General features: G+C 68.0%; 24 protein-coding genes and 1 other RNA gene. 12 read left to right on the forward strand and 13 right to left on the reverse strand.

From position 1 onward, the window contains the following. The first annotated feature begins 33 nt into the window (after positions 1–33). Genes QTI45_RS21820 through QTI45_RS21840 form a run of 5 tightly spaced genes read left to right on the forward strand, consistent with a single transcriptional unit; the run spans position 34 to position 4463 of the window. Entirely contained in the window at positions 34–795 is a 762-nt protein-coding gene (locus QTI45_RS21820) for an SDR family oxidoreductase (RefSeq protein WP_286655876.1), read from the forward strand. Between the two features lie 60 nt (positions 796–855). Beyond that, positions 856–1971, forward strand: coding sequence for a GTP 3',8-cyclase MoaA (moaA, locus tag QTI45_RS21825; protein ID WP_286368050.1), 1116 nt, complete (start codon positions 856–858; stop codon positions 1969–1971). After that, positions 1968–2618, forward strand: coding sequence for a molybdenum cofactor guanylyltransferase MobA (mobA, locus tag QTI45_RS21830; RefSeq protein ID WP_286655877.1), 651 nt, complete (start codon positions 1968–1970; stop codon positions 2616–2618). Before moaA ends, mobA begins: the two co-directional genes overlap by 4 nt. Before the next feature lie 13 nt (positions 2619–2631). Continuing rightward, positions 2632–3939, forward strand: coding sequence for a molybdopterin molybdotransferase MoeA (gene moeA, locus QTI45_RS21835; protein ID WP_286655878.1), 1308 nt, complete (start codon positions 2632–2634; stop codon positions 3937–3939). Between the two features lie 35 nt (positions 3940–3974). Continuing rightward, on the forward strand, positions 3975–4463 hold the full coding sequence (locus QTI45_RS21840; RefSeq protein ID WP_286655879.1) for a Crp/Fnr family transcriptional regulator: 489 nt from the start codon (positions 3975–3977) through the stop codon (positions 4461–4463). Here QTI45_RS21840 and rnhA read toward each other — a convergent pair. Both rnhA and QTI45_RS21850 read right to left on the reverse strand, forming a co-directional pair. After that, positions 4460–4909, reverse strand: coding sequence for a ribonuclease HI (gene rnhA, locus QTI45_RS21845; protein ID WP_286509015.1), 450 nt, complete (start codon positions 4907–4909; stop codon positions 4460–4462). The two genes, QTI45_RS21840 and rnhA, sit on opposite strands and share 4 nt — an antisense overlap. Beyond that, the gene (locus tag QTI45_RS21850) at positions 4906–5700 is read right to left on the reverse strand and encodes a class I SAM-dependent methyltransferase (RefSeq protein WP_286368055.1); all 795 of its coding nucleotides are present in this window, start codon (positions 5698–5700) and stop codon (positions 4906–4908) included. Before QTI45_RS21850 ends, rnhA begins: the two co-directional genes overlap by 4 nt. Here QTI45_RS21850 and gloB point away from each other — a divergent pair. After that, positions 5699–6496 (forward strand): hydroxyacylglutathione hydrolase, encoded by a 798-nt coding sequence (gene gloB / locus QTI45_RS21855; RefSeq protein ID WP_286655880.1) that lies wholly within the window; start codon positions 5699–5701, stop codon positions 6494–6496. The genes QTI45_RS21850 and gloB overlap by 2 nt on opposite strands. Further along, positions 6493–8097: a transglycosylase SLT domain-containing protein gene (locus QTI45_RS21860; protein ID WP_286655881.1), complete on the forward strand. Its 1605-nt coding sequence runs from the start codon at positions 6493–6495 to the stop codon at positions 8095–8097. The genes gloB and QTI45_RS21860 overlap by 4 nt, the downstream gene beginning before the upstream one ends. Before the next feature lie 21 nt (positions 8098–8118). Here the strand turns inward: QTI45_RS21860 and QTI45_RS21865 are convergent, their stop codons facing one another. The 7 genes from QTI45_RS21865 to dnaX form a co-directional block, all read right to left on the reverse strand. Then, a complete protein-coding gene (locus QTI45_RS21865) occupies positions 8119–8958 on the reverse strand; it encodes an ABC transporter permease (protein ID WP_286368058.1) in 840 nt (279 codons plus the stop codon). A 13-nt stretch (positions 8959–8971) separates the two neighbouring features. Beyond that, positions 8972–9787 (reverse strand): ABC transporter ATP-binding protein, encoded by an 816-nt coding sequence (locus QTI45_RS21870; protein ID WP_286368059.1) that lies wholly within the window; start codon positions 9785–9787, stop codon positions 8972–8974. Between the two features lie 50 nt (positions 9788–9837). Continuing rightward, the gene (locus tag QTI45_RS21875) at positions 9838–10872 is read right to left on the reverse strand and encodes an ABC transporter substrate-binding protein (protein WP_286368060.1); all 1035 of its coding nucleotides are present in this window, start codon (positions 10870–10872) and stop codon (positions 9838–9840) included. Between the two features lie 114 nt (positions 10873–10986). Beyond that, the gene (locus QTI45_RS21880) at positions 10987–11379 is read right to left on the reverse strand and encodes an MAPEG family protein (protein ID WP_286655882.1); all 393 of its coding nucleotides are present in this window, start codon (positions 11377–11379) and stop codon (positions 10987–10989) included. 26 nt (positions 11380–11405) lie between these two features. Continuing rightward, on the reverse strand, positions 11406–11996 hold the full coding sequence (gene recR / locus QTI45_RS21885) for a recombination mediator RecR (protein WP_286655883.1): 591 nt from the start codon (positions 11994–11996) through the stop codon (positions 11406–11408). Between the two features lie 17 nt (positions 11997–12013). Then, on the reverse strand, positions 12014–12346 hold the full coding sequence (locus QTI45_RS21890; RefSeq protein WP_012747441.1) for a YbaB/EbfC family nucleoid-associated protein: 333 nt from the start codon (positions 12344–12346) through the stop codon (positions 12014–12016). A gap of 159 nt (positions 12347–12505) precedes the next feature. Then, a complete protein-coding gene (gene dnaX, locus QTI45_RS21895) occupies positions 12506–14332 on the reverse strand; it encodes a DNA polymerase III subunit gamma/tau (protein ID WP_286655884.1) in 1827 nt (608 codons plus the stop codon). Between the two features lie 112 nt (positions 14333–14444). On the opposite strand from dnaX, the gene QTI45_RS21900 reads away from it, so the two are divergent. Next, the gene (locus QTI45_RS21900) at positions 14445–15566 is read left to right on the forward strand and encodes a M12 family metallopeptidase (protein ID WP_286655885.1); all 1122 of its coding nucleotides are present in this window, start codon (positions 14445–14447) and stop codon (positions 15564–15566) included. A gap of 37 nt (positions 15567–15603) precedes the next feature. Next, an RNA gene (gene ffs, locus QTI45_RS21905) (signal recognition particle sRNA small type) lies at positions 15604–15700 on the forward strand. A 16-nt stretch (positions 15701–15716) separates the two neighbouring features. Here ffs and QTI45_RS21910 read toward each other — a convergent pair. From QTI45_RS21910 to QTI45_RS21920, 3 genes are all read right to left on the reverse strand, one after another. Next, positions 15717–16118: a hypothetical protein gene (locus QTI45_RS21910; RefSeq protein WP_286655886.1), complete on the reverse strand. Its 402-nt coding sequence runs from the start codon at positions 16116–16118 to the stop codon at positions 15717–15719. Positions 16119–16318: 200 nt separating this feature from the next. Beyond that, positions 16319–16516 carry a hypothetical protein gene (locus tag QTI45_RS21915; RefSeq protein ID WP_286655887.1) on the reverse strand — a complete coding sequence of 66 codons (198 nt, stop codon included), beginning with the start codon at positions 16514–16516 and terminating at the stop codon, positions 16319–16321. A gap of 59 nt (positions 16517–16575) precedes the next feature. Beyond that, on the reverse strand, positions 16576–17814 hold the full coding sequence (locus QTI45_RS21920; RefSeq protein ID WP_286655888.1) for a TIGR03862 family flavoprotein: 1239 nt from the start codon (positions 17812–17814) through the stop codon (positions 16576–16578). Between the two features lie 130 nt (positions 17815–17944). On the opposite strand from QTI45_RS21920, the gene trxA reads away from it, so the two are divergent. Together trxA and rho are read left to right on the forward strand one after the other, a co-directional pair. Then, positions 17945–18277, forward strand: coding sequence for a thioredoxin TrxA (gene trxA, locus QTI45_RS21925; protein ID WP_286368068.1), 333 nt, complete (start codon positions 17945–17947; stop codon positions 18275–18277). 184 nt (positions 18278–18461) lie between these two features. After that, positions 18462–19727 carry a transcription termination factor Rho gene (gene rho / locus QTI45_RS21930; protein WP_158722484.1) on the forward strand — a complete coding sequence of 422 codons (1266 nt, stop codon included), beginning with the start codon at positions 18462–18464 and terminating at the stop codon, positions 19725–19727. 26 nt (positions 19728–19753) lie between these two features. On the opposite strand, the gene QTI45_RS21935 is transcribed toward rho, so the two are convergent. Further along, positions 19754–20815 (reverse strand): oxidoreductase, encoded by a 1062-nt coding sequence (locus QTI45_RS21935; RefSeq protein ID WP_286655889.1) that lies wholly within the window; start codon positions 20813–20815, stop codon positions 19754–19756. 120 nt (positions 20816–20935) lie between these two features. On the opposite strand from QTI45_RS21935, the gene QTI45_RS21940 reads away from it, so the two are divergent. After that, a complete protein-coding gene (locus QTI45_RS21940) occupies positions 20936–21205 on the forward strand; it encodes a type B 50S ribosomal protein L31 (RefSeq protein ID WP_158722485.1) in 270 nt (89 codons plus the stop codon). Positions 21206–21208: the final 3 nt, after the last annotated feature.

Below are 21208 nucleotides of genomic sequence, written 5' to 3' on the forward strand. Positions count from 1 at the left end.
CCCGGCTGCAAATTCATTTCTCAGGAGACACCCGTGCGCGTCAAGGACAAATCCATCATCGTGACCGGTGCCGGCGGAGGCATCGGCGAAGGCATCGCGAAGCGGCTGGCGGCCGAGGGCGCCCAGGTCGTCGCCAACGACATCAACCAGGCGCTCGGCGAGCAGGTGGTCGAGGCCATCCTGCGGGCTGGCGGCCGCGCCTCCTTCTTCGCCGCCGACGTCACGAAGTCGGACCAGGTCAAGGCGCTGGTCGAGGCCGCCGTGCAGCGCCACGGCAAGCTCGACGCGGTGGTCAACAACGCCGGCTGGACGCACCGCAACCGGCCGGCGCTCGAAGTCGGCGAAGACGAGTTCGACCGCTGCTACGCGGTCAACGTCAAGAGCATCTACCTGTCGACGATCCATGCGGTGCCGGCTTTTCGCGCCAACGGCGGCGGATCCTTCATCAACATCGCGTCGACCGCGGGGGTGCGCCCCCGCCCCGGCCTCACCTGGTACAACGGCTCCAAGGGGGCCGTGATCACGACCAGCAAGTCGCTGGCCGCCGAACTCGGCCCCGACAACATCCGGGTCAACTGCATCAACCCGGTCTTCAATCCCGACACCGGCCTGGCGGCCGAGTTCGCCGGCGGGCCGCTCACCGAAGAGCGCAAGGCGAAGTTCCGCGCCACCATCCCGCTCGGCCGATTCTCGACCGCGCTCGACGTCGCCAATGCGGCGCTCTACCTGGCGAGCGACGAAGCGTCCTTCATCAGCGGCGTCTGCATCGAGGTCGACGGCGCGCGCTGCGTCTGACCCGGCGCCAAGGCCTTGCTGGGACATCGCGCCCGTCGATGCGGTAAATTGGCCTTCCCCATGAACCAGCACGTCGTCAGAGTCTCCGAGATCGGTCGCGCGCCGCGCGCGGCCTCGGGCGCGCACGCCGTGCCCGCCACCGGCGTGCTGCTCGACCGGCTGGCCCGTCCGCTGACCGACCTTCGCATCAGCGTGACCGATCGCTGCAACTTCCGCTGCAGCTACTGCATGCCGAAGGAAGTGTTCGACAAGGATTACCAGTACCTGCCGCACAGCGCACTGCTGAGTTTCGAGGAGATCACGCGGCTGGCGCGCCTGTTCGCCAGCCACGGCGTACGCAAGATCCGGCTCACCGGCGGCGAGCCGCTGCTGCGCAAGAACCTCGAGGTGCTGGTGGAGCAGCTCGCCGCCCTGCGCACGCCGGACGGCCAGCCGCTGGACCTCACGCTGACCACCAACGGCTCTCTGCTCGCCCGCAAGGCCCGGGCCTTGAAGGCCGCCGGCCTGAATCGCGTGACCGTGAGCCTCGACGGCCTCGACGACACGGTGTTCCGCCGCATGAACGACGTCGATTTCCCGGTCGCCGAGGTGCTGGCAGGGATCGAGGCGGCGAAGGCGGCGGGCCTGGGTCCGATCAAGGTCAACATGGTGGTCAAGCGCGGCACCAACGAGCAGGAGATCCTGCCAATGGCGCGCCACTTCCGCGGCAGCGGCGTGGTGCTGCGCTTCATCGAGTACATGGATGTCGGCGCCACCAACGGCTGGCGCATGGACGAGGTCCTGCCCTCGGCCGATGTGGTGAGCCGCGTCGGCGCCGAATTCCCGCTGCAGCCCCTGGAAGCCACTGCTGCCGGCGAAACCGCGCAGCGCTGGGCCTACGCCGACGGCGGCGGCGAGATCGGCGTCATCAGCAGCGTGACCCAGGCCTTCTGCCACGACTGCAGCCGGGCCCGCCTGTCGACCGAAGGCAAGCTCTACCTGTGCCTGTTCGCAAGCCAGGGCCACGACCTGCGGCCGCTGCTGCGCGGCGACGCCGACGACGCACAGATCGCCTCCGCGCTCGGCCACATCTGGCAAGGCCGCAGCGACCGCTATTCCGAACTGCGCGCGCAGCGCGTTCCCGACACCGATGCGGGTGCGCCGCGCCGGGTCGAAATGAGCTACATCGGCGGATGAGCGCCCTGGCCTCGATCACCGCCAGCGAGATCACCGGCCTCGTGCTCGCCGGCGGGCGCGGCTCACGCATGGGCGGCGTCGACAAGGGCTTGCAGAATTTCAACGGCACGCCGCTGGCGATGCATGCGGTGCTGCGGCTGGGCATGCAGGTCGGCGAAGTGATGGTCAACGCGAACCGCAACCTGGCGGCCTACGAGTCCTTCGGCGTGCCGGTCTGGCCCGATGGCCTGGCCGACTATGCGGGCCCGCTGGCCGGCTTCCTGACCGGGCTGGAGCGCTGCGAGACGCCGTACCTGCTCACCGTGCCCTGCGACACGCCGCTGTTCCCGCTCGATCTCGCCAGCCGCCTGGCAACCGCCCTCGCGTCGGAAGACGCCGATATCGCGATGGTCAGCGCACCCGAGGCCGCCGACGCACCCGACACCGCACCGGTGCTGTTCCCGCAGCCGGTGTTCTGCCTGCTGCGCGCCACGCTGCTCGAAAGCCTGGTGCTCTTCACGCAGGCCGGCGGCCGCAAGATCGACAAGTGGACCGGCCAGCACCGCACTGTGCTCGTGCCCTTCGACCGCCCTGGCGACGCCGCCGATGCGTTCTTCAATGCCAACACGCTGGCCGAACTGCACCATCTCGAGCGCCAGCGGTCCTGATGCCTTTACTGCCATGAGCCGAATCGCCGAAATCGCCGCCGCACTGGCGGGCTACGACCCCAAGGCGCTGGGCGTCGACGCCGTGCAGGCGTTTCTGGCGCAACTGGCCGAGCCCGCGATCGTCACCGAGGTCGAACGGCTGGCCCTGCGCGATGCGCTCGGTCGGGTGCTGGCCGAGGACATCGTCTCGCCGGTCAGCGTGCCGCCGCACGACAACTCCGCGATGGATGGCTTTGCCTTCGACGGCACGCTGCTCGACGCCGCCGGCGATGCCACGCTGACGCTGCGCGTGGCCGGAACGGCGCTGGCCGGCGCCGCCTGGCGGGGCACGCTGGGTGTCGGCGACGCGCTGCGGATCATGACCGGTGCGGTGATGCCGGCCGGCCTCGACACCGTGATCCCCCAGGAATTCTGCACCGTCGAGGGCGAACGCGTGAGCTTCCCGGCCAAGGCACTGCGGCGCGGCGACAACCGGCGCTTCGCCGGCGAAGACCTGATGCAGGGCGAGCCGGCCCTGCGGCGCGGCCAGATCATCACGCCGGCCGCGCTCGGCATGGTCGCCAGCCTCGGCCTGCCGATGGTGCCGGTGCTGCGGCGGCTGCGCGTGGCCTACTTCTCCACCGGCGACGAGATCCTCAGCCTCGGCGAACTGCCGCGTGAAGGTGCGGTTTACGACAGCAACCGCTACACCGTGTTCGGCCTGCTCACGCGGCTGGGCTGCGAGGTGATCGACCTCGGGCTGGTGCCCGACGATCCGGCGGCGCTCGAATCGGCGCTGCGCCGCGCCGCCGCCGAGGCCGACGCGATCATCACCAGCGGTGGCGTCAGCGTCGGCGAGGCCGACCACACGCGCGCAGTCATGCAGCGGCTCGGCGACATGGCGTTCTGGCGCGTCGCCATGCGGCCCGGCCGGCCGATGGCGGTGGGCCTGATCCCGGCGCCGGACGGCCAGCGCGGACCGGCCGTGCTGTTCGGACTGCCCGGCAATCCCGTCGCCGTGATGGTCACTTTCCTGGCCTTCGTGCGACCGGCGCTGCTGAAGATGATGGGCTGCAACGCCAGCTGCGCCGCACCGCCGCCGCTGTTGCGCGCCACCAGCGTGGAAGCGATCCGCAAGAAGCCCGGCCGCACCGAATACCAGCGCGGACGTGTGGAGCCCGTGGCCGGCGCCTTGCCGCAGGTGCGCATCGCCGGCAACCAGGGCTCGGGCGTGCTGAGTTCGATGGTCGAGGCCAACGGCCTGGTGGTGCTGCACCACGACCAGGCGAGCGTGGCGCCGGGCGACACGGTGGACGTGATGATCTTCGACGGCGTGGTGTAAGGTCTGTCCCCGCCCTGGCCTCACCGGAGTTGCGCATGGCAGCCAGCAGGATCGAACTGATGCAGCAGATGCCGATCTTCGGCGCCATCGCGGCCGACACCGTCGAATTCATGCTGACCGCCGCGCGAGTGATCGAAATGCCTTGCGGCGACTATTTCTTCCGCGAAGGCGAGCCGGGCCATGGCATGTTCGTGCTCGAAGCGGGCAGCGTGACCGTCTCCAAGAGCTGGCAGTCGCATGAACTGCTGATCCGGCGCCTGGTTCAAGGCGATTGTTTCGGCGAGATGGCGCTGCTCGACCTTTTTCCACGCAGCGCCTCGGTGCGCGCCGACGCCGACTGCATTGCGATCGAACTCACCTCGGCCAACCTTTACCGGCTGTTCGAGCGCGATGTCGAGCAGTTCGCGCTGATCCAGATGAACATCGCCCGCGAAATGAGCCGGCGCTTGCGGATCACCGACGACTTGCTGTTCCGCGCCCGCATGGGCGAGGTGCCGCAAGCGCACGAGAAGCTGGCCCGTTAGATGCGGCCCAGCGCGCGCTCGACGCCCTTGTTCGCCAGCGCGTCCGCGCGCTCGTTGCCCGGATCGCCCGAATGGCCCTTGACCCAGCGCCACTCGATCTGATGGCCGCCCTCGGCCACGAGCTTGTCGAGCTGCTGCCAGAGTTCGACGTTCTTCACCGGCTGCTTGGTCGAGGTGCGCCAGCCCTTGGCCTTCCAGCCCCGGATCCATTCGGTGATGCCCATGCGCACGTACTGGCTGTCGAGGTAGAGGACGACCTTGCACGGGCGCTTGAGCGCGCCGAGCCCCTCGATCACGGCCTGCAGCTCCATGCGGTTGTTGGTGGTGTTGAGTTCGCCGCCGAAAAGCTCCTTCTCGGTGGCGCCCGACTTGAGCCATGCGCCCCAGCCGCCGGGACCGGGGTTGCCCTTGCAGGCACCGTCGGTGTAGATCTGTACTTCGTTCAAGAACCGTTTCCTTCTTCTAGCTGGCCGCCATTGTCGCGCCCCCGGTGCATCTTGCCGGCGATCGGCACCGGCGCGCTGGCACGCGAGGCGGCGCGGCGCCAGTCGGCGCTCAGCAGCCGCAGCCCGCGCACCCTTTTCACCGCCACCAGGAAATAGACGGCGCCGAAGATGGGCCACCAGCGCTCGCCGGCGGCATCGAACCAGCGGCAGCGCTCCAGCCAGGCCTCGCTGCGCACCGCGGGTCTGTAGACGCCGAAGCGCCCCGATTCGACCTCGAAGCTGAGCAGGCGCAGCCAGTCGCGCATGCGCCGGTAGCCGATGAAATCGCCGGCCTCGGGCAGGAACAGTTCGCCGAAGCCGAGCCGGCGGTAGAGATGGGCGCGCCGCTGCCGCATGCCCCAGAGGCTGGCCGGGTTCAGGCCGCAGATGACCACCCGGCCCTCGGGCACCAGCACCCGCTCGACCTCGCGCAGGGTGGCGTGCGGGTCGGGGCTGAGTTCGAGCGCGTGCGGCAGCACCACGAGATCGAGGCTGTTGGCCGGAAAAGGCAGGGCCGAGAAGTCGGTCAGCAGCGCGGCGGCGCCGGGCTGGGCCGGGTCGGACAAGGCCAGCCAGCGGTGCGGCATGCGGTTGGCGCGCAGTCCCGCGACCTCTCCGAGCCCCAGTTGCAGCGCGTGATAGCCGAAGATGTCGGCCACGGCCTGGTCGAACTGGGCCTGTTCCCAGGCCAGCAGATAGCGGCCCGGGGGGGTCTCGAACCAATCGTGCAAACCTATAATTTGACCGCTCATGACCCTCGTTCCGCTGCCCGCCTTCGCCGACAACTACATCTGGATGCTGCAGGATGGGCACAACGCGATCGTGGTCGACCCCGGCGACGCCGGGCCCGTGTTCGATGCGCTGGGCCGCGGGAATCTGCAACTGGCCGCGATTCTAGTCACGCACCACCACGCCGATCACACCGGCGGCGTGGCGGCGCTGCACGCGGCCACGGGCGCCAAGGTCTTCGGCCCCGCCCGCGAGCGCATACCCGAGCCCAGCACGCCGCTGGCGCAAGGCGACCACGCCGAAGCGCTCGGCCTGCGCTTCGAGGTGATCGACATTCCCGGCCACACGGCAGGCCACATCGCCTTCTTCCTGCCGGCCGATCCGCGCAACGCCGCCGCCGGCGGCCTGGCGCCGCTGCTGTTCTGCGGCGACACCCTGTTCTCGGGCGGCTGCGGGCGGCTGTTCGAAGGCACGCCGGCGCAGATGCTGGCCTCGCTCGAGGCGCTGGCCGCATTGCCGGGCGACACCCGCGTCTGCTGCGGCCACGAATACACACTTGCTAACCTGAGATTCGCGCAAAGCGTGGAACCCGGCAACGCGGATCTCACTCACTACATGGCGCATTGCGAAGCCTTGCGCGCGCGCGGCGAACCCACCCTGCCCTCGCAGCTGGCGACCGAACGCAAGATCAATCCTTTTCTTCGCAGCCGCGAAGCCACTGTCAGCCGGGCGGTCCACGCTCATGCCGGCCTGCCCGCGCAAGCAGCGCCCGCCGAAGTGTTCGCCGCGCTGCGCCAATGGAAGAACGACTTTCGATGAAATTCCTGCTAGCCGCCTGCCTCGCGGGCTCCCTGTTTCTCGCGGGCTGTGCCACTGGCACCGGTTCGGCGCCCGGCTCCGCACCGGGCGCCGCCTCGGGCGACGCCTCGCCCGTGTACCCGCGCGGCAGCCTGACGCCGATCACGTCGGGCGACACCAAGTCCCGGCCGGTGGTCACGCTGGCCCCGCCCACCGACATGTGGGACCGCATTCGCCGCGGCTTCAAGATGCCGAACCTGGAAAGCGACCTGGTGCGCGACCGCGAGCAGTGGTATGCCACCCGGCCCGACTACATCCAGCGCATGACCGAGCGCTCGAACCGCTACATCTTCCACATCGTCGAGGAGCTCGAGCGTCGCGACATGCCGACCGAGATCGCGCTGCTGCCGTACATCGAGAGCGCCTTCAACCCGCAGGCCGTCTCGAGTGCGCGCGCCGCCGGCATGTGGCAGTTCATGCCGGCCACCGGCACCGACTACGACCTGAAGCAGAACATCTTCCGTGACGACCGTCGCGACGTGGTCGCCTCGACCCGTGCCGCGCTCGATTACCTGCAGCGGCTCTACGGCATGTTCGGCGACTGGCAGCTCGCGCTGGCGGCCTACAACTGGGGCGAAGGCAACGTCGGCAAGGCGATCGCGAAGAACCAGCGCGCCGGCCTGCCCGCCACCTACAGCGACATCTCCATGCCGGCCGAGACCCGGCTCTACGTGCCCAAGCTGCAGGCGGTGAAGAACATCGTCGCCGACCCGGCGCGTTTCAACGTCGATCTGCCGCTGATCGCCAACCACCCCTACTTCCAGACCGTCACGCTCAAGCGCGACCTCGACGTCGCCCTGGCCGCGAAGCTGGCCGACGTCCAGATCGAGGACTTCCGGGCCCTCAATCCCTCGGCCCACAAGCCCGTCCTGCTGGCCGCCGGCACGCCCGAGATCCTGCTGCCGTGGGACAACGCCGCGGTCTTCCAGCGCAACTTCGAGGCCTACAGCCAGGGCCAGTACGCCAGCTGGACCGCCTGGACCGTGCCCGCGACCATGACCGTCGCCGATGCCGCGCAGCGCTCGGGCATGAGCGAGGCCGACCTGCGCGCGGTCAACAACGTGCCGCCGCGCATGCTGATCAAGGCCGGCTCGACCCTGATCGTGCCGCGCAGCGCAAGAGTCCAGGAAGACGTCGCGGCGCTGGTCGCCGACACCGGCCAGCTGAGCTTCCAGCCCGAGATCGTCACGCGCCGCACCGTGGTCAAGGCGGGCCGCCAGGACAGCGTCGCCAGCATCGCGCGGCGCTACCGCCTGAGCCCGGCCAGCGTCGCCGAATGGAACGACGTCAAATCGAACCACACATTCCAGCGCGGCTACGAAGTCGTGGTGTTCCTGCCGGTGCGAGCCGCGCGTGGGGCGAGCGTCGGCTCGGGTGCCAGCCCCGTGCGCGGCGGCCCGCCCGTCATCAAGAGCGCCGGCGCGCTCAAGAGCAGCAGCGTGACGAGCAAGAGTGCGCGCAACGCGCCGGCACCTGCGGCCAAGACGTCGAAGTCTTCCGCCAGCAGCAAGCAGGTCGCGCGCGAGCCGCGCGGCGGCACGCCGTCGAAGAAAAAGCGCTGAGCCGGCGCCCGGCGAGAGCGCTCAGAGCTTCTCGGTCTCGCCGCTGCGCGGCTGCCATTTCATCAGCCGCTTCTCGACCACGCCGACGATCGCGTCCAGCAGCAGCGCGAAGGCGGTCAGCACCACGATGCCCGCGAACACCGTGTTGACATCGAAGGTGCCCTCGGCCTGCAGGATCAGGTAGCCGACACCGCGCGCCGAGCCCAGGTACTCGCCCACCACCGCGCCCACGAAGGCCAGCCCCACCGAGGTGTGCAGGCTCGAGAACACCCAGCTGGTCGCGCTCGGCAGATAGACGGTGCGCAGCAGCTGCCGCTGGTTGGCGCCCAGCATGCGTGCGTTCGCCAGCACCACAGGGCTCACCTCGCGCACGCCCTGGTACACGTTGAAGAAGACGATAAAGAACACCAGCGTGACCGCCAGCGCCACCTTGCTCCAGATGCCGAGGCCGAACCACAGCGCGAAGATCGGCGCCAGGATCACGCGCGGCATCGAGTTCGCCGCCTTGATGTAGGGGTCGAAGACCAGGCTTGCGGTCGGTGCCAGCGCCAGCCAGAGGCCGCAGGCCAGGCCCAGCACGGTGCCGATCACGAAGGCCAGCACGGTCTCGAGCAAGGTGGTGCCGAGGTGCAGATAGATGTCGGCGTTGCCCGGCAGGCCCTCGGGGAACAGCGGATTGGGCGGAATCGCGAACGGCATGAACCAGCGCCAGATCCGCCCGGCGACCTCGATCGGCGCGCCGAGAAAGAAGGCGAATTGCGGGTTGCGCGAAGCCAGATGCCAGGCCACGAGCAGCAGCACCAGCACCGCCACCTGCCAGAAGCGCGCGTTGCTCTCGCTGGGCCTGATGCGCATCGTCATCGGGGTGCCGCTCTCATGCGGCCTTCTTCAGCTGTTGCGCATAGCCCTTCAGCACCTCGTCGCGCAGCACGTTCCAGATCTGCGTATGGAGCTCGACGAAGCGCGGATGCGCACGCACTTCGGCGACGTCGCGCGGGCGCGGCAGGTCGATCGTGAACTCGCCGATCGGATGGGTCGCCGGCCCGGCCGACAGCACCACCACGCGATCGCTCATCGCGATCGCCTCGTCGAGATCGTGGGTGATGAAGAGAACGGCCTTTTTTTTCGCCGCCCAGAGCTCGAGCACCTCGTTCTCCATCAGCTGCCGGGTCTGGATGTCGAGCGCGCTGAAGGGCTCGTCCATCAGGATGATGTCGGGATCGAGCGCCAGCACCTGGGCCAGCGCGGTGCGCTTGCGCATGCCACCGGAGAGCTGGTGCGGATAGCGGTCGCCGAAGCCGGCGAGGCCGACGCGCGCGAGCCACTGCTCGGCCTGCCGGCGCGCCTGGGCATCGGCCACGCCGCGGTATTGCAGGCCCACCATCACGTTGTCGAGCGCGCTGCGCCAGGGCATCAGGGCTTCGCTCTGGAACATGTAGCCGGCGCGGGCATTGATGCCCGTGAGCGGCTGGCCGAAGACCCGCACCGTGCCCGACGACGGCTCGAGCAGGCCGGCCCCGACATTCAGCAGCGTCGACTTGCCGCAGCCGGTCGGCCCGACCACCGAGACGAACTCGCCCTCGCCGATCCGCAGCGTGGTGTCGGCCACCGCCGTGTAGCGCTGGCTGCGGTCGTCCTTCGAGCGGAAGGTGCAATGGATATCGATCAGTTCGAGCGCGTGGTCGGCCATGGGATCGGAAGAAAAAACCCGGCCGAGGCCGGGTTGCAGGGACGCCGCGGTCAGGCTTTGAACCTGTCCTTGGCACGCCGCGCAAATTCGTTGGTATAGAGCTTCGCGAGATCGATCTTGTCGGCCTTGACCGTCGGGTCGAAGCTCGCGATGGCATTGAGCGCGGTCTTGGGTCCGTCGGCCGGCACCAGGCCATCGATCGCGATGGCTTCGCGCACCTTGTCGAAGGACGCCAGGTACAGGGCCCGGTCGCCGAGCAGATAGGTCTCGGGCACGGTCTTGATGATGTCGCCGGGCCCCGCGGTCTGCAGCCACTTGAGACCGTGCACGATGGCATTGGCGAGCGCCTGGCAGGTGTTCGGATGCTTCTGGATGAACTCGGTCGAGGCATAGAGGCAGGCCGCCGGCATCAACCCGCCGAAGACTTCCTGCGTGCCCTTCAGCGTCCGGGTGTCGCTGATGATCTTCACGTCGCCCTTCTGCTCGAGCATGGTCATCACCGGATCGGTGTTGCTGATGGCGTCGATCTGCCCCGAGCGAAGCGCCGTGAGCGCACCGGCGGCGACGCCGACCCCGATGAAGCTGACGTCGCTGGCCTTCAGGCCGCCGCGTGACAGCACCAGGTTGGCCACCATGTTGGTCGACGAACCGGGCGCCGAGACTCCGATCTTCTTGCCCTTGAGATCGGCGATGCCGGCATAGGTGGGCATGTTCTTGGTCGACACGCCGATCGCGATCTGCGGTGCCCGGCCTTGCAGCACGAAGGCCTGGAAGAACTGGTTCTTGGACTGCAGGTTGATGGTGTGCTCGAAGGCACCGGAGCAGACATCGGCCGAGCCGCCGACCACCGCCTGCAAGGCGCGTGCGCCACCGGCGAAGTCGGAGATCTCGACATCGAGGCCCTCGGCCTTGAAGTAGCCCAGTTGCTCGGAGATCGTGAGCGGCAGGTAGTAGAACGCGGCCTTGCCGCCGACCGCGATCGAGACCTTGGTCTTCTCGAGCTTGGGCTGGCCATGGACCAGCGGTACGCCGATGGCGGCGGCGCCCAGCGCAGCGGCGACGGAGAAGGTTCGGCGATTGAGCATGAATGGGGCGCCTGCGGGCTCTCTGATCGTGTGATTCGAATCGAGCTTAGGGGCGCCCCCCTGCCCCTGCATCGGGAACATCCCGTGCGGGTTTTCACGTAAGCACGAAGGCCTCTATCGACCCGCGAACAGGATCGCGATATTGACCACGAAAGCCAGTGCCCAGACCGCGCTGCGCAGCGAGCTGCGGTCGGCGATGTACAGCGCGACGTAGACGATGCGCAGCAGCACATAAGCCGCTGCCAACAGGTCGAGCATCGGCTGCGCCGCACCGAGCTGGTGGGCGATGATCACGGCGCCGATGAAGAAAGGCAGCCCTTCGAAGCCGTTGGCCTGCGCGCTGTTGGCCCGCGCCCGCCAGCCGCTCAGGTGGGTGCTCCATTGGCGCGGCGAGCGGTTGTCGCCGGGCTTGAAGGCGCCGGCCTTGGCGATGTAGGAGGACAGGTAGGGCAACAGCGCGGCGACCAGCACGCACCAGTAGGCCCAGCTCAGCGAAGGAAGGTTCACATGCGTCTTTCGGATCGAGCGTGTCGTCAGCGACGGTCGACCAGCGCGTGGGCGATGGTACCGAGGTCGACGTATTCGAGTTCGCTGCCGGCCGGCACGCCCCGCGCTAGCCGCGTGACCGACAGGCCCCGCTGCTTGAGCGCATCGCCGATCACGTGCGCCGTGGCCTCGCCCTCGGCCGTGAAGTTGGTGGCGAGGATCACCTCGCTCACGCTGCCGTCGAGGGCGCGCTCGAACAGCTTCGAGAGCCCGATGTCGTTCGGCCCGATGCCGTCGAGCGGGCTCAGCTTGCCCATCAGCACGAAGTAGTAGCCGCGGAAGACGCCGGTGCGCTCGAGCGCCGCCTGGTCGGCCGGCGTCTCGACCACGCAGAGCTTGCTGGCGTCGCGTCGCGCATCCTGGCAGACGCTGCAGATCTGTCCTTCGGTGAAGGTGTTGCAGCGTTCGCAATGGCGCACGTTGCCGGCCGCCTGCTGCAGGGCGCGCGCGAGCTTCTGGAGCCCGTCGCGGTCGTGCTGCAGCAGATGGAAAGCCATGCGCGAGGCCGACTTGGCACCGACGCCGGGCAAGCGGCGCAGTGCTTCGACCAGCGCTTCGAGCGAACTGGAATCCGCCATCGAGGGCTGATGGAAGCTCAGAACGGCAGCTTCATGCCGGGCGGCAGGCCGGGCATGCCGGCAGTCAGCTTGCCCATCTTCTGCTCGCTGGTTTCCTCGGCCTTGCGCACGGCGGCGTTAAAGGCGGCGGCCACCAGGTCCTCGAGCATGTCCTTGTCGTCGGCCAGAAGGCTGGGATCGATGGTGATGCGCTTGACGTCGTGCTTGCAGGTCATCACGACCTTGACCAGTCCGGCGCCGGATTCGCCCTCGACCTCGATGGTGGCCAGTTCTTCCTGGGCCTTCTTGAGGTTGTCCTGCATTGCCTGCGCCTGCTTCATGAGGCCGGCCAGTTGTCCTTTGTTGAACATGTGGGTCCTGTCGATCGTTGAAAAATCAGTGTCAGTTTAGTCAGTTGGGGACAGAGCAAAAACTGCTGCGCAGTTTCTTGGTCTGTCCCGCAGGGGTCTAGTCAGTTGAGGACAGAGCAAAAAACTGCTGCGCAGTTTGTTGGTCTGTCCCGCAAGGTCTCAGGCTGGGCGCAGCGTCCCCGGAACGATCTTCGCGTCCCAGTCGCGCATCATCGACTGCACCTCGGGGTCGTTGCGAATCGCTTCCTCGGCGACGCGCTGGCGCTCTTCGGCCGCCTGCTTGTTGCGCCGGGCCGGACTGTCGACCACGCCCCCGATCTCGATCGCGATCTTGACGCCATGGCCCATCGCCGCCAGCGCCACCTGCAGCTTCTCCCGGCTGCTGGTCTGGTTGAGCGACTCGCGCTCCACGCGCAGCAGCCATTGATCGACGTCGCGCGCCACCAGCTGCGATTGCAGTGCGAGTTCACGCGCCAGCGCCGTGATGGCTTCGGCCACCACCATCTGCGTCACGGTCGCGTACCAGAAATCGCCCTCTTCGCTGGGCGGTATGGGCGCCGAGGAGACGGAGGCTTCGGCCTCGCGGGCGCCGGGCGGCGGCTGAACCCGCACCGGCATCGCCATGACCCTGGCCGGCGCGGGAGCGGAAGCCGAAGCGGGCGCCGGCCTCGGGGGCGACGCTGCGCTCAGCGCCGGCCCGTCGACCACCGGCAGGCGCTGGCCCGGCGGCGCAGGCGCCAACGCTGGCGCTGCGGCCAGCGCGCGCTCGGCGTGGACCACGGCCCGCGGGGCTTCCTCGACCGCCGGCATGGAGCGCGGCGCATCCGCGACCGGCCGCGCCGCTTCATTCAGAGTTTTTTTTTCCGCTCCGGCGGCGCCGATGGGCTTGAACGCCAGCAGCCGCAGCAGCACCATCGTGAGCGCCGCGTACTCGTCGGGCGCCAGTCCGAGTTCGCCGCGGCCGTGCAGGCAGAGGCTGTAGAGCAGCTGGGTTTCATCGGCCGGCAGCAAGGCCGCGAGGCGTGCGGTCTCGACCGCCTCGGGATCGGCGCCGTCGCGCGGCTCGGCCCGCGAGGGCACCGCCTGCAGCACCGCCATGGCTTGAAGCACGGCGGTCATTTCTTCCAGCGTCGAGGCCGCCGACAAGCCGTCGCGACGCAGCCCCTCGGAGGTCTCGACCACCGTCTTGCCGTCACCCTGCGCCAGCGCCTCGATCAGCCGGAACACATGGCCGCGGTCGACGCTGCCGAGCATCTGCCGCACGCCGGCCTCGAGCAGCTCGCCGTTGCCGAAGGCGATCGCCTGGTCCGTCAGCGACAACGCATCCCGCATCGAGCCACGGGCAGCGCGCGAAATCAGTCGCAGCGCGGGCGCCTCGGCCGGCACGGCCTCGGCCTGCAGCACCTGCGTGAGGTGTTCGAGCACGGTCTCGGGCGCCATCGGGCGCAGGTTGAACTGCAGGCAGCGCGACAGCACCGTGACCGGCACCTTCTGCGGATCAGTGGTGGCCAGCACGAACTTGAGGTATTCGGGCGGCTCCTCGAGGGTCTTCAGCATCGCATTGAAAGCGTGCCCGGTGAGCATGTGCACTTCGTCGATCATGAAGACCTTGAAGCGCCCCTGCACCGGCTTGTAGACCGCCTGCTCGAGCAGCGCCTGCACCTCGTCGACCCCGCGGTTGGAGGCGGCGTCGAGTTCGGTGTAGTCGACGAAGCGGCCGGCGTCGATGTCCTTGCACGCCTGGCATAGGCCGCACGGCGTGGCCGTGATGCCGCCCTGCCCGTCGGGGCCCTGGCAGTTGAGGGACTTGGCCAGGATGCGCGAAACCGTGGTCTTGCCGACGCCACGGGTGCCGGTGAAGAGATAGGCGTGGTGCAGCCGCTGCGAGGTGAGCGCGTTCGCGAGCGCCTGGACGACATGCTCCTGGCCCACCATCTCGCTGAAGGTTCGGGGACGGTGTTTGCGAGCGAGCACGAGATAGGCCATCGGCGCATTTTAGGTCGACGCGGGCCTGCCCCCGCGCGGCGGCCTAGTCCATCTTGCAGATGGATTTCGCGCCGCCCGCGCCTAGCATGAAAAACCTACCGAGGAGACCGACATGCCCACTGCGACCCGCAAGGCGGCCCGCCCGGCCGTGGCCCGCAAATCCAGCCAGCCGGCAGTCAACGCCCCCCGGCGCTATTGCGTGCAGCCGGTGCAGCAGATCCGCCAGTTCGACGTCGGCGTCGCCGCCGGCCGCGCCCGTGCCATCCTGTCGGCGAGCAAGAAATGGGTGAACGGAACCCAGCTCACCTTCTACTGCTTCAAGCGCGGCGACAGCGTCCCGGCGGCGTGGCAGGGCAGCACGGCGGACATTGGCGTCGTCGCCGATTCCTTCGAGGCCTGGGCCAAGCTTGGCATCGGCATCAGCTTCCGCCGCGTGGAGGCGCCCGAGGACGCCATGGTGCGCATCGGCTTCGACCAGCAGGACGGCTCCTGGTCTTATGTGGGGCGCGACGTGCTCAACACCCGGTCGCCACAGGAGCGCACCATGAATTTCGGCTGGGCGCTGACCACGACCTACGGCCGCGACACGGCACTGCACGAGATCGGCCACACGCTCGGCCTCGAGCACGAGCACCAGAACCCGAACGCCGGCATCGCCTGGAACCGCGACGCGGTGCTGACCTACTTCAAGGGGCCGCCGAACAACTGGGAGGAGTCGCAGATCGAGTGGAACATCCTGCGCAAGATCCCGGTGTCGCAGATCAAGGGCACCACCTGGGATCCGGATTCCGTCATGGAATACCAATTCGATGCCGGCCTGATCGTCGCGCCGGAAAAATACCAGGCCGGCCTGCAGCCCAAGGGCGGACTGTCCTTTGCGGACAAGGCCTGGGTGGTGGAATCGTATCCGGGCGTCCGAGCACCGTCGGCGGCAACCCTGAAGGTCGGCCTGTCGCAGCTCTTGAAGCTCAAGGCCGGCGAGACGCGGACCTTCGATTTCACGCCGCCCCGCACGCGGACCTACAACATCGGCACCTTCGGAGCCTCGGACACCGTGCTGGTGCTGTTCGAGGTGACGCCGAACGGCAACGTGCAGATCGCGGGGGCCGACGACAGCGGCACCGACCTCAACGCCCGGGTCAGCATGCGGCTGCAGAAGGGCCGCAACTACCAGGTCGGCGTGCGCCTCTACTACGCCGATGCCGCGTTGGAAACCTCGTTGTTGGTCTGGTGACAGCCGGGGCCTTCGCCGTCGCCTACAATCGGAAGCTGACGGGCCTCCCCGCATGGTGAAGCGGCCAACCGGGTCAGGTGGGGAACCAAGCAGCCCTAACTGCGTAGTCAGTGCCGGGGGTAAGGCTCGTCAACCTAACATCAAGCGACATCAGGCCGTGCGCGAGCCGCCCTGCTGCTCGGCGGCCATGATCTCGAGTTCGTCCAGGATGGCCCAGCCCTCGCCTTCCTCGCCCTCGAGGCACTCGGCCAGCAATTCCTGCGCAAATTCCATCTGCATCGGCGTGAAGTACGGCGCCACGGCAGCCATCACGTGACCGGCCTCGCGCAGCGGGCGGCCCGTGGCGGTCTCCGCCAGATGCATCGCGCGGATCAGGTTCAACTGCGAGAAGCTCAGCGACTGCTCGCCGCACGTGGCCAGGTACGCGTTCAGCGCGCGCGCCGCGCGCTTGCAGGCGCCCAGGATCGCGGGATCCAGGCCGGTGGCATCCGCATCCGCGAGCACACCGCGCGCCAGGATTCGTGCGGCCGTCGTTGCCTTGTCCTGCGTCATGCTGCCGTGCCCGATGGGGACCCAGGGACGCTGCAGGCCTCCCTGCAGATGGACGAAGGGCGGCGCGAGGCCCTGGCGCGGAGAGCGCCCGAGTGGGGGAGGAAGGGTCTGGACGTGAACATTCGACGAGCTTCGACGATCTCGCTGAAGACACGCTTAAGCCTCCCGCCGGCTCGAATAAATACTGTATTTTCATACAGTCATTCTTGTAGAATGGCCTGCCACCATCCACCCGCGCGCAACGAGACCATGACTTCCCCCACGCCATCGTTCAGCGCCGCCCGGGTGCTGCCCTTCAGGCCTCGGCCGAGCGTCCAGAGGCGCTCGTCCTGGCCGTTTCCCGTGGCCCGGGAGCCAGCACCGGCGTCGCAGATCAGGAACCGGGCAGCCGAGGTCATCGCCACCACCGCGCGGCATTGGCTGCGGGTCCGGGACTGAGGCGAACCCAGCCGGCGCCCTACTTCCAGCTCGCCAGCACGCCGCGCGCGGCAACCACGCCGCTCGCCATCGAGGCGGTCAGCAGGTAGCCCCCGGTCGGCGCCTCCCAGTCGAGCATCTCGCCGGCGAAGAAGACGCCAGGCAACGCGTTCGCCATCAGCCCCGGGTCCAGCGCATCGAAACGCACGCCGCCACCGGTGCTGATGGCCTCGTCGATCGGCCGCGCCGCCTGCAGCCGCAGGGGCACCGCCTTGATGGTCTCGGCGAGCTTGTCCGGCGCATGCATCTCGTCGCGCGTCAGCACCTCGTGCAGCACGCCGGCCTTGATGCCTTCGAGGCCGAGACGGCTCTTCAGGTGGCTGGCCAGCGAACGCGCGCCGCGCGGATGCAGCACCGCGGCGCGCACCTGCTCGGCGCTGCGGTCGGGCAGCAGGTCGAGCATCAGCGTGGCGCTCCCGCGCTCGGCGATCTCGTCGCGCAGCAAGGCGGAAGCCGCATAGACCAGGCTGCCTTCGACGCCGGTGGCGGTGGCCACGAACTCGCCCTTTCGCGTGAAGCGACGACCTCGCCCATCGGTGCATGCGATCGCCACCGACTTGAAGGGCATGCCGGCGAAGCGTTCCGCGAAATGGGGCGTCCATCCGATGTCGAAGCCGCAGTTGGCCGGCACCAGCGGTGCCACCGCCACGCCGCGCCCCGACACCCACGGCACCCAGGCGCCATCGGAACCGAGCCGCGACCAGCTCGCACCCCCGAGTGCCAGCACGACGGCATCGTGCGCCTGCGTGATCTCGCCCTCGGGCGTGGCGAAGCGCAGCGTCGCGGCCGGCGTCGCAGCGTCCGGCCAGCCGAGCCAGCGATGGCGCATGTGAAAGCGCACGCCGGCCTGCCGAAGCCGATGCAGCCAGGCGCGCAGCAGCGGCGCGGCCTTCATGTCCTTCGGGAACACGCGCCCCGAGGTGCCGACGAAGGTCTCGATGCCGAGACCATGCGCCCAGGCGCGGATCTGGTCCGGACCGAAGGCCCGCAGCAGCGGCTCGATCTGCGCATTGCGTTCGCCGAAGCGGGTGGCGAAGAGCTCGCCGGGCTCGGAGTGCGTGAGGTTGAGACCACCGCGGCCCGCGAGCAGGAACTTGCGCCCGACCGAGGGCATGGCGTCGTAGACGTGCACCTCGGCGCCCTCTCTTGCGAGCACTTCCGCGGCCATCAATCCGGCGGGGCCGCCACCGACCACCGCAACATTTCTTGTCTGATTCATGCGTCGAGTGTCACCGCTTTGGCTATCGGCGCCATAGCGTCCGCGCCGGGCACGTCGCTACTTGGTTTCTGTCACAATGACCTGCACTTTGGCAGCACCCAAAACTCTCCGCGCAGAAGGACACAATTCCATGGCCAGCGACCTCATCAAACACATCTCCGACTCCTCCTTCGAAGCCGACGTGCTCAAGTCCGGCAAGCCCGTGCTGGTCGACTACTGGGCCGAATGGTGCGGCCCCTGCAAGATGATCGCGCCGATCCTCGACGAGGTCTCCAGCACCTACGAAGGCAAGCTGCAGGTCGCCAAGATGAACGTCGACGAGAACCGCGACATCCCGGCCAAGTTCGGCATCCGCGGCATCCCGACCCTGATGCTGTTCAAGGACGGCCAACTGGCCGCCACCAAGGTCGGTGCCATGAGCAAGGCGCAACTCACGGCCTTCATCGATCAGCAACTCGCCTGAAGCCTTCCCCGGCTGCCCGCGCGCAACGCGCCGGCAGCCGCCGATTTTCCTGTCATAATCTCCCGCAGATCACCGGCCCTTCCAGGGACCCGGTTCGAGTTCCCCGGTTTGTGAGGCATCTCTCGCCTCTCACCAAACCTCCCCCTCCTGGTTCTAGACAGATTTCCCCTCGCGGGGTCATTCCATGCACTTAAACGAACTCAAGGCACTCCACGTGTCCGAAGTCCTCAAGCAGGCCGAAGCCCTTGAGATCGAAAACGTCGGCCGCATGCGCAAGCAGGAGTTGATGTTCGCGATCATCAAGAAGCGCGCGAAGGCCGGCGAGCAGGTTTTCGCCGACGGCGTACTCGAGATCCTGCCGGACGGCTTCGGCTTCCTGCGCAGCCCCGACACCAGCTTCACCGCCAGCACCGACGACATCTACATCTCGCCGAGCCAGGTGCGCCGCTTCAACCTGCACACCGGCGACATGATCGAAGGCGAAGTGCGCACGCCCAAGGACGGCGAGCGCTACTTCGCGCTGACCAAGCTCGACAAGGTCAACGACGGACTGCCCGAGAACAACAAGCACAAGGTCATGTTCGAGAACCTGACGCCGCTGTTCCCGAAGGAGCAGATGAAGCTCGAGCGCGACGGCTTCAAGGGCGAAGAGAACATCACCGGCCGGATCATCGACATCATCGCCCCCATCGGCAAGGGCCAGCGGGCCCTGCTGGTGGCACCGCCCAAGAGCGGCAAGACCGTGATGATGCAGCACATCGCGCACGCGATCAGCGCCAACTACCCCGAAGTGCACATGATGGTGTTGCTGGTGGACGAGCGGCCTGAAGAAGTGACCGAGATGCAGCGCACCGTGAAGGGCGAGGTCATCGCCTCGACCTTCGACGAGCCCGCCGCGCGCCACGTGCACGTCGCCGAGATGGTGATCGAGCGCGCCAAGCGCCTGGTCGAGCTCAAGAAGGACGTCGTGATCCTGCTCGACTCGATCACCCGCCTGGCCCGCGCCTACAACAACGTCGTGCCCTCGTCGGGCAAGGTGCTGACCGGCGGCGTCGACTCCAATGCGCTGCAGCGCCCGAAGCGCTTCCTCGGCGCGGCGCGCAACGTCGAAGAAGGCGGCTCGCTGACCATCATCGGCACCGCCCTGATCGACACCGGCAGCCGCATGGACGAAGTGATCTTCGAAGAGTTCAAGGGCACCGGCAACTCCGAAATCCACCTCGACCGCCGCCTCTACGAGAAGCGCGTGTTCCCCTCGATCCAGCTCAACCGCAGCGGCACCCGCCGCGAAGAGCTGCTGCTTGCGCCCGAGATCCTCCAGAAGACCCGCATCCTGCGCCAGCTCATGTACAACATGGACGAGATCGAGTCGATGGAGCTCATGCTCAAGAACATGAAGGCGACGAAAACCAATGTCGAGTTCTTCGACATGATGCGTCGCGGAGGCTGAGAAAGCCTCCTCGCGCTGACGCCTTGTCAGCGCGCCGCCAGGGCCCGGCCTTCCGCCGCGCTCTGGCGACCCAGGTCGAGCAGTTCCATCAGCTCGACCGCCTGCTCCGGCGTCACCGGATTCGGGCCCTTCCCCAGGATCGCATCGCGCACCGCCGCGTAGTAGCCCACGTAGTTCCCCGCTTGCGTGGGCAGCTTCTGCGTGCGCGCGCTGCCGTCCAGCCCCACCAGCGTGAGTTCGCCGTCGACCGGGTCGGCGCCCCACTGCGCATCGCCGGGCCGGCCGCCGGCGCGCAGCGCGTCTTCCTGCGGATCGACGCCGCGCTTGATGAAGCTGCCGCGCGTGCCGTGCACGATGAAGCGCGGCGCCGCGAAGGCCGCCAGCGTGGTGGCGTGCAGCACCACCCGCAGCGGCGCGTGCTCGCCGCTTTCGTAGCGCAGCACGGCGTGGAAATAGTCTTCGACCTGCGCCCGCTCGCGCAGCGCGGCGGTGTCGAGCTGCAGCGTGTCCGGACGGCCGAAGAGCTGCAGCGCCTGGTCGACCAGGTGCGACCCGAGATCGACCCACAAACCGGCGCCAGGCACCGGCTGCTCGCGCCAACGCTCGCGCACCTGCGGCCGGAAGCGGTCGAAATGCGATTCGAAGTACACCGGGCGTCCGAGTTCGCGGCGCTCGAGCAGTCCGCGCAGGCTCAGGAAGTCGGAGTCGAAGCGACGGTTCTGGTAGACCGAGAGCAGCCTGCCCTGGCGCTGCGCGAGCCCGGCCAGCTCGCGCGCCTGCGCCGCATCGAGCGTGAAGGGCTTGTCGACCACCACGTGCTTGCCGGCCTCCAGCGCAGACCTCGCCAGCGGATGGTGCTGGGCGTTGGGAGCGGCGACCACGACCAGGTCGATGTCGCCTCGGCGCAACAAGGCGTCGACGTCGGGCACCACGTCCACCTCGGGCCAGTCGGCATGGACCTTGTTAGGCTGCGAGCTGGCGACGGCGGCGAGTTCGAGGCCCGGGACCGCCGACAGCACCGGCGCATGGAAGGTCTGGCCGGCGAATCCGTAGCCGACCAAACCGGCTCTCAGGGTGGGAATTGGCATCTTGAACGGACCTCTGGCGCTGAAACCGCTCAGTATGCGATAATCAACGGCTAAGCGAAAAGTGCTTCGAGGGCGTTCTGCCCCGCTGTGGCTCTCGCATCGACCCACAAGGAAATGATCATGGCTAAAGAAGGCATTCACCCCAACTACCGCGAAGTTCTGTTCGTGGATCTCTCGAACGGTTTCAAGTTCGTGACCCGTTCGTGCGCGAACACCAAGGAAATGGGCAAGACCGACGACGGTCGCGAACTGCCTCTCTTCAAGCTCGACACCTCGAGCGAGTCGCACCCCTTCTACACCGGCACGCAGAAGTCGGTCGACAACATGGGTGGCCGCGTCGAGAAGTTCCGCAACCGCTTCGGCAAGACCACCGGCGCCGCCTCCAAGTAAGGC

The organism is Variovorax saccharolyticus, assembly GCF_030316765.1.
GTDB classification, from domain to species: Bacteria; Pseudomonadota; Gammaproteobacteria; order Burkholderiales; family Burkholderiaceae_C; genus Variovorax; species Variovorax saccharolyticus.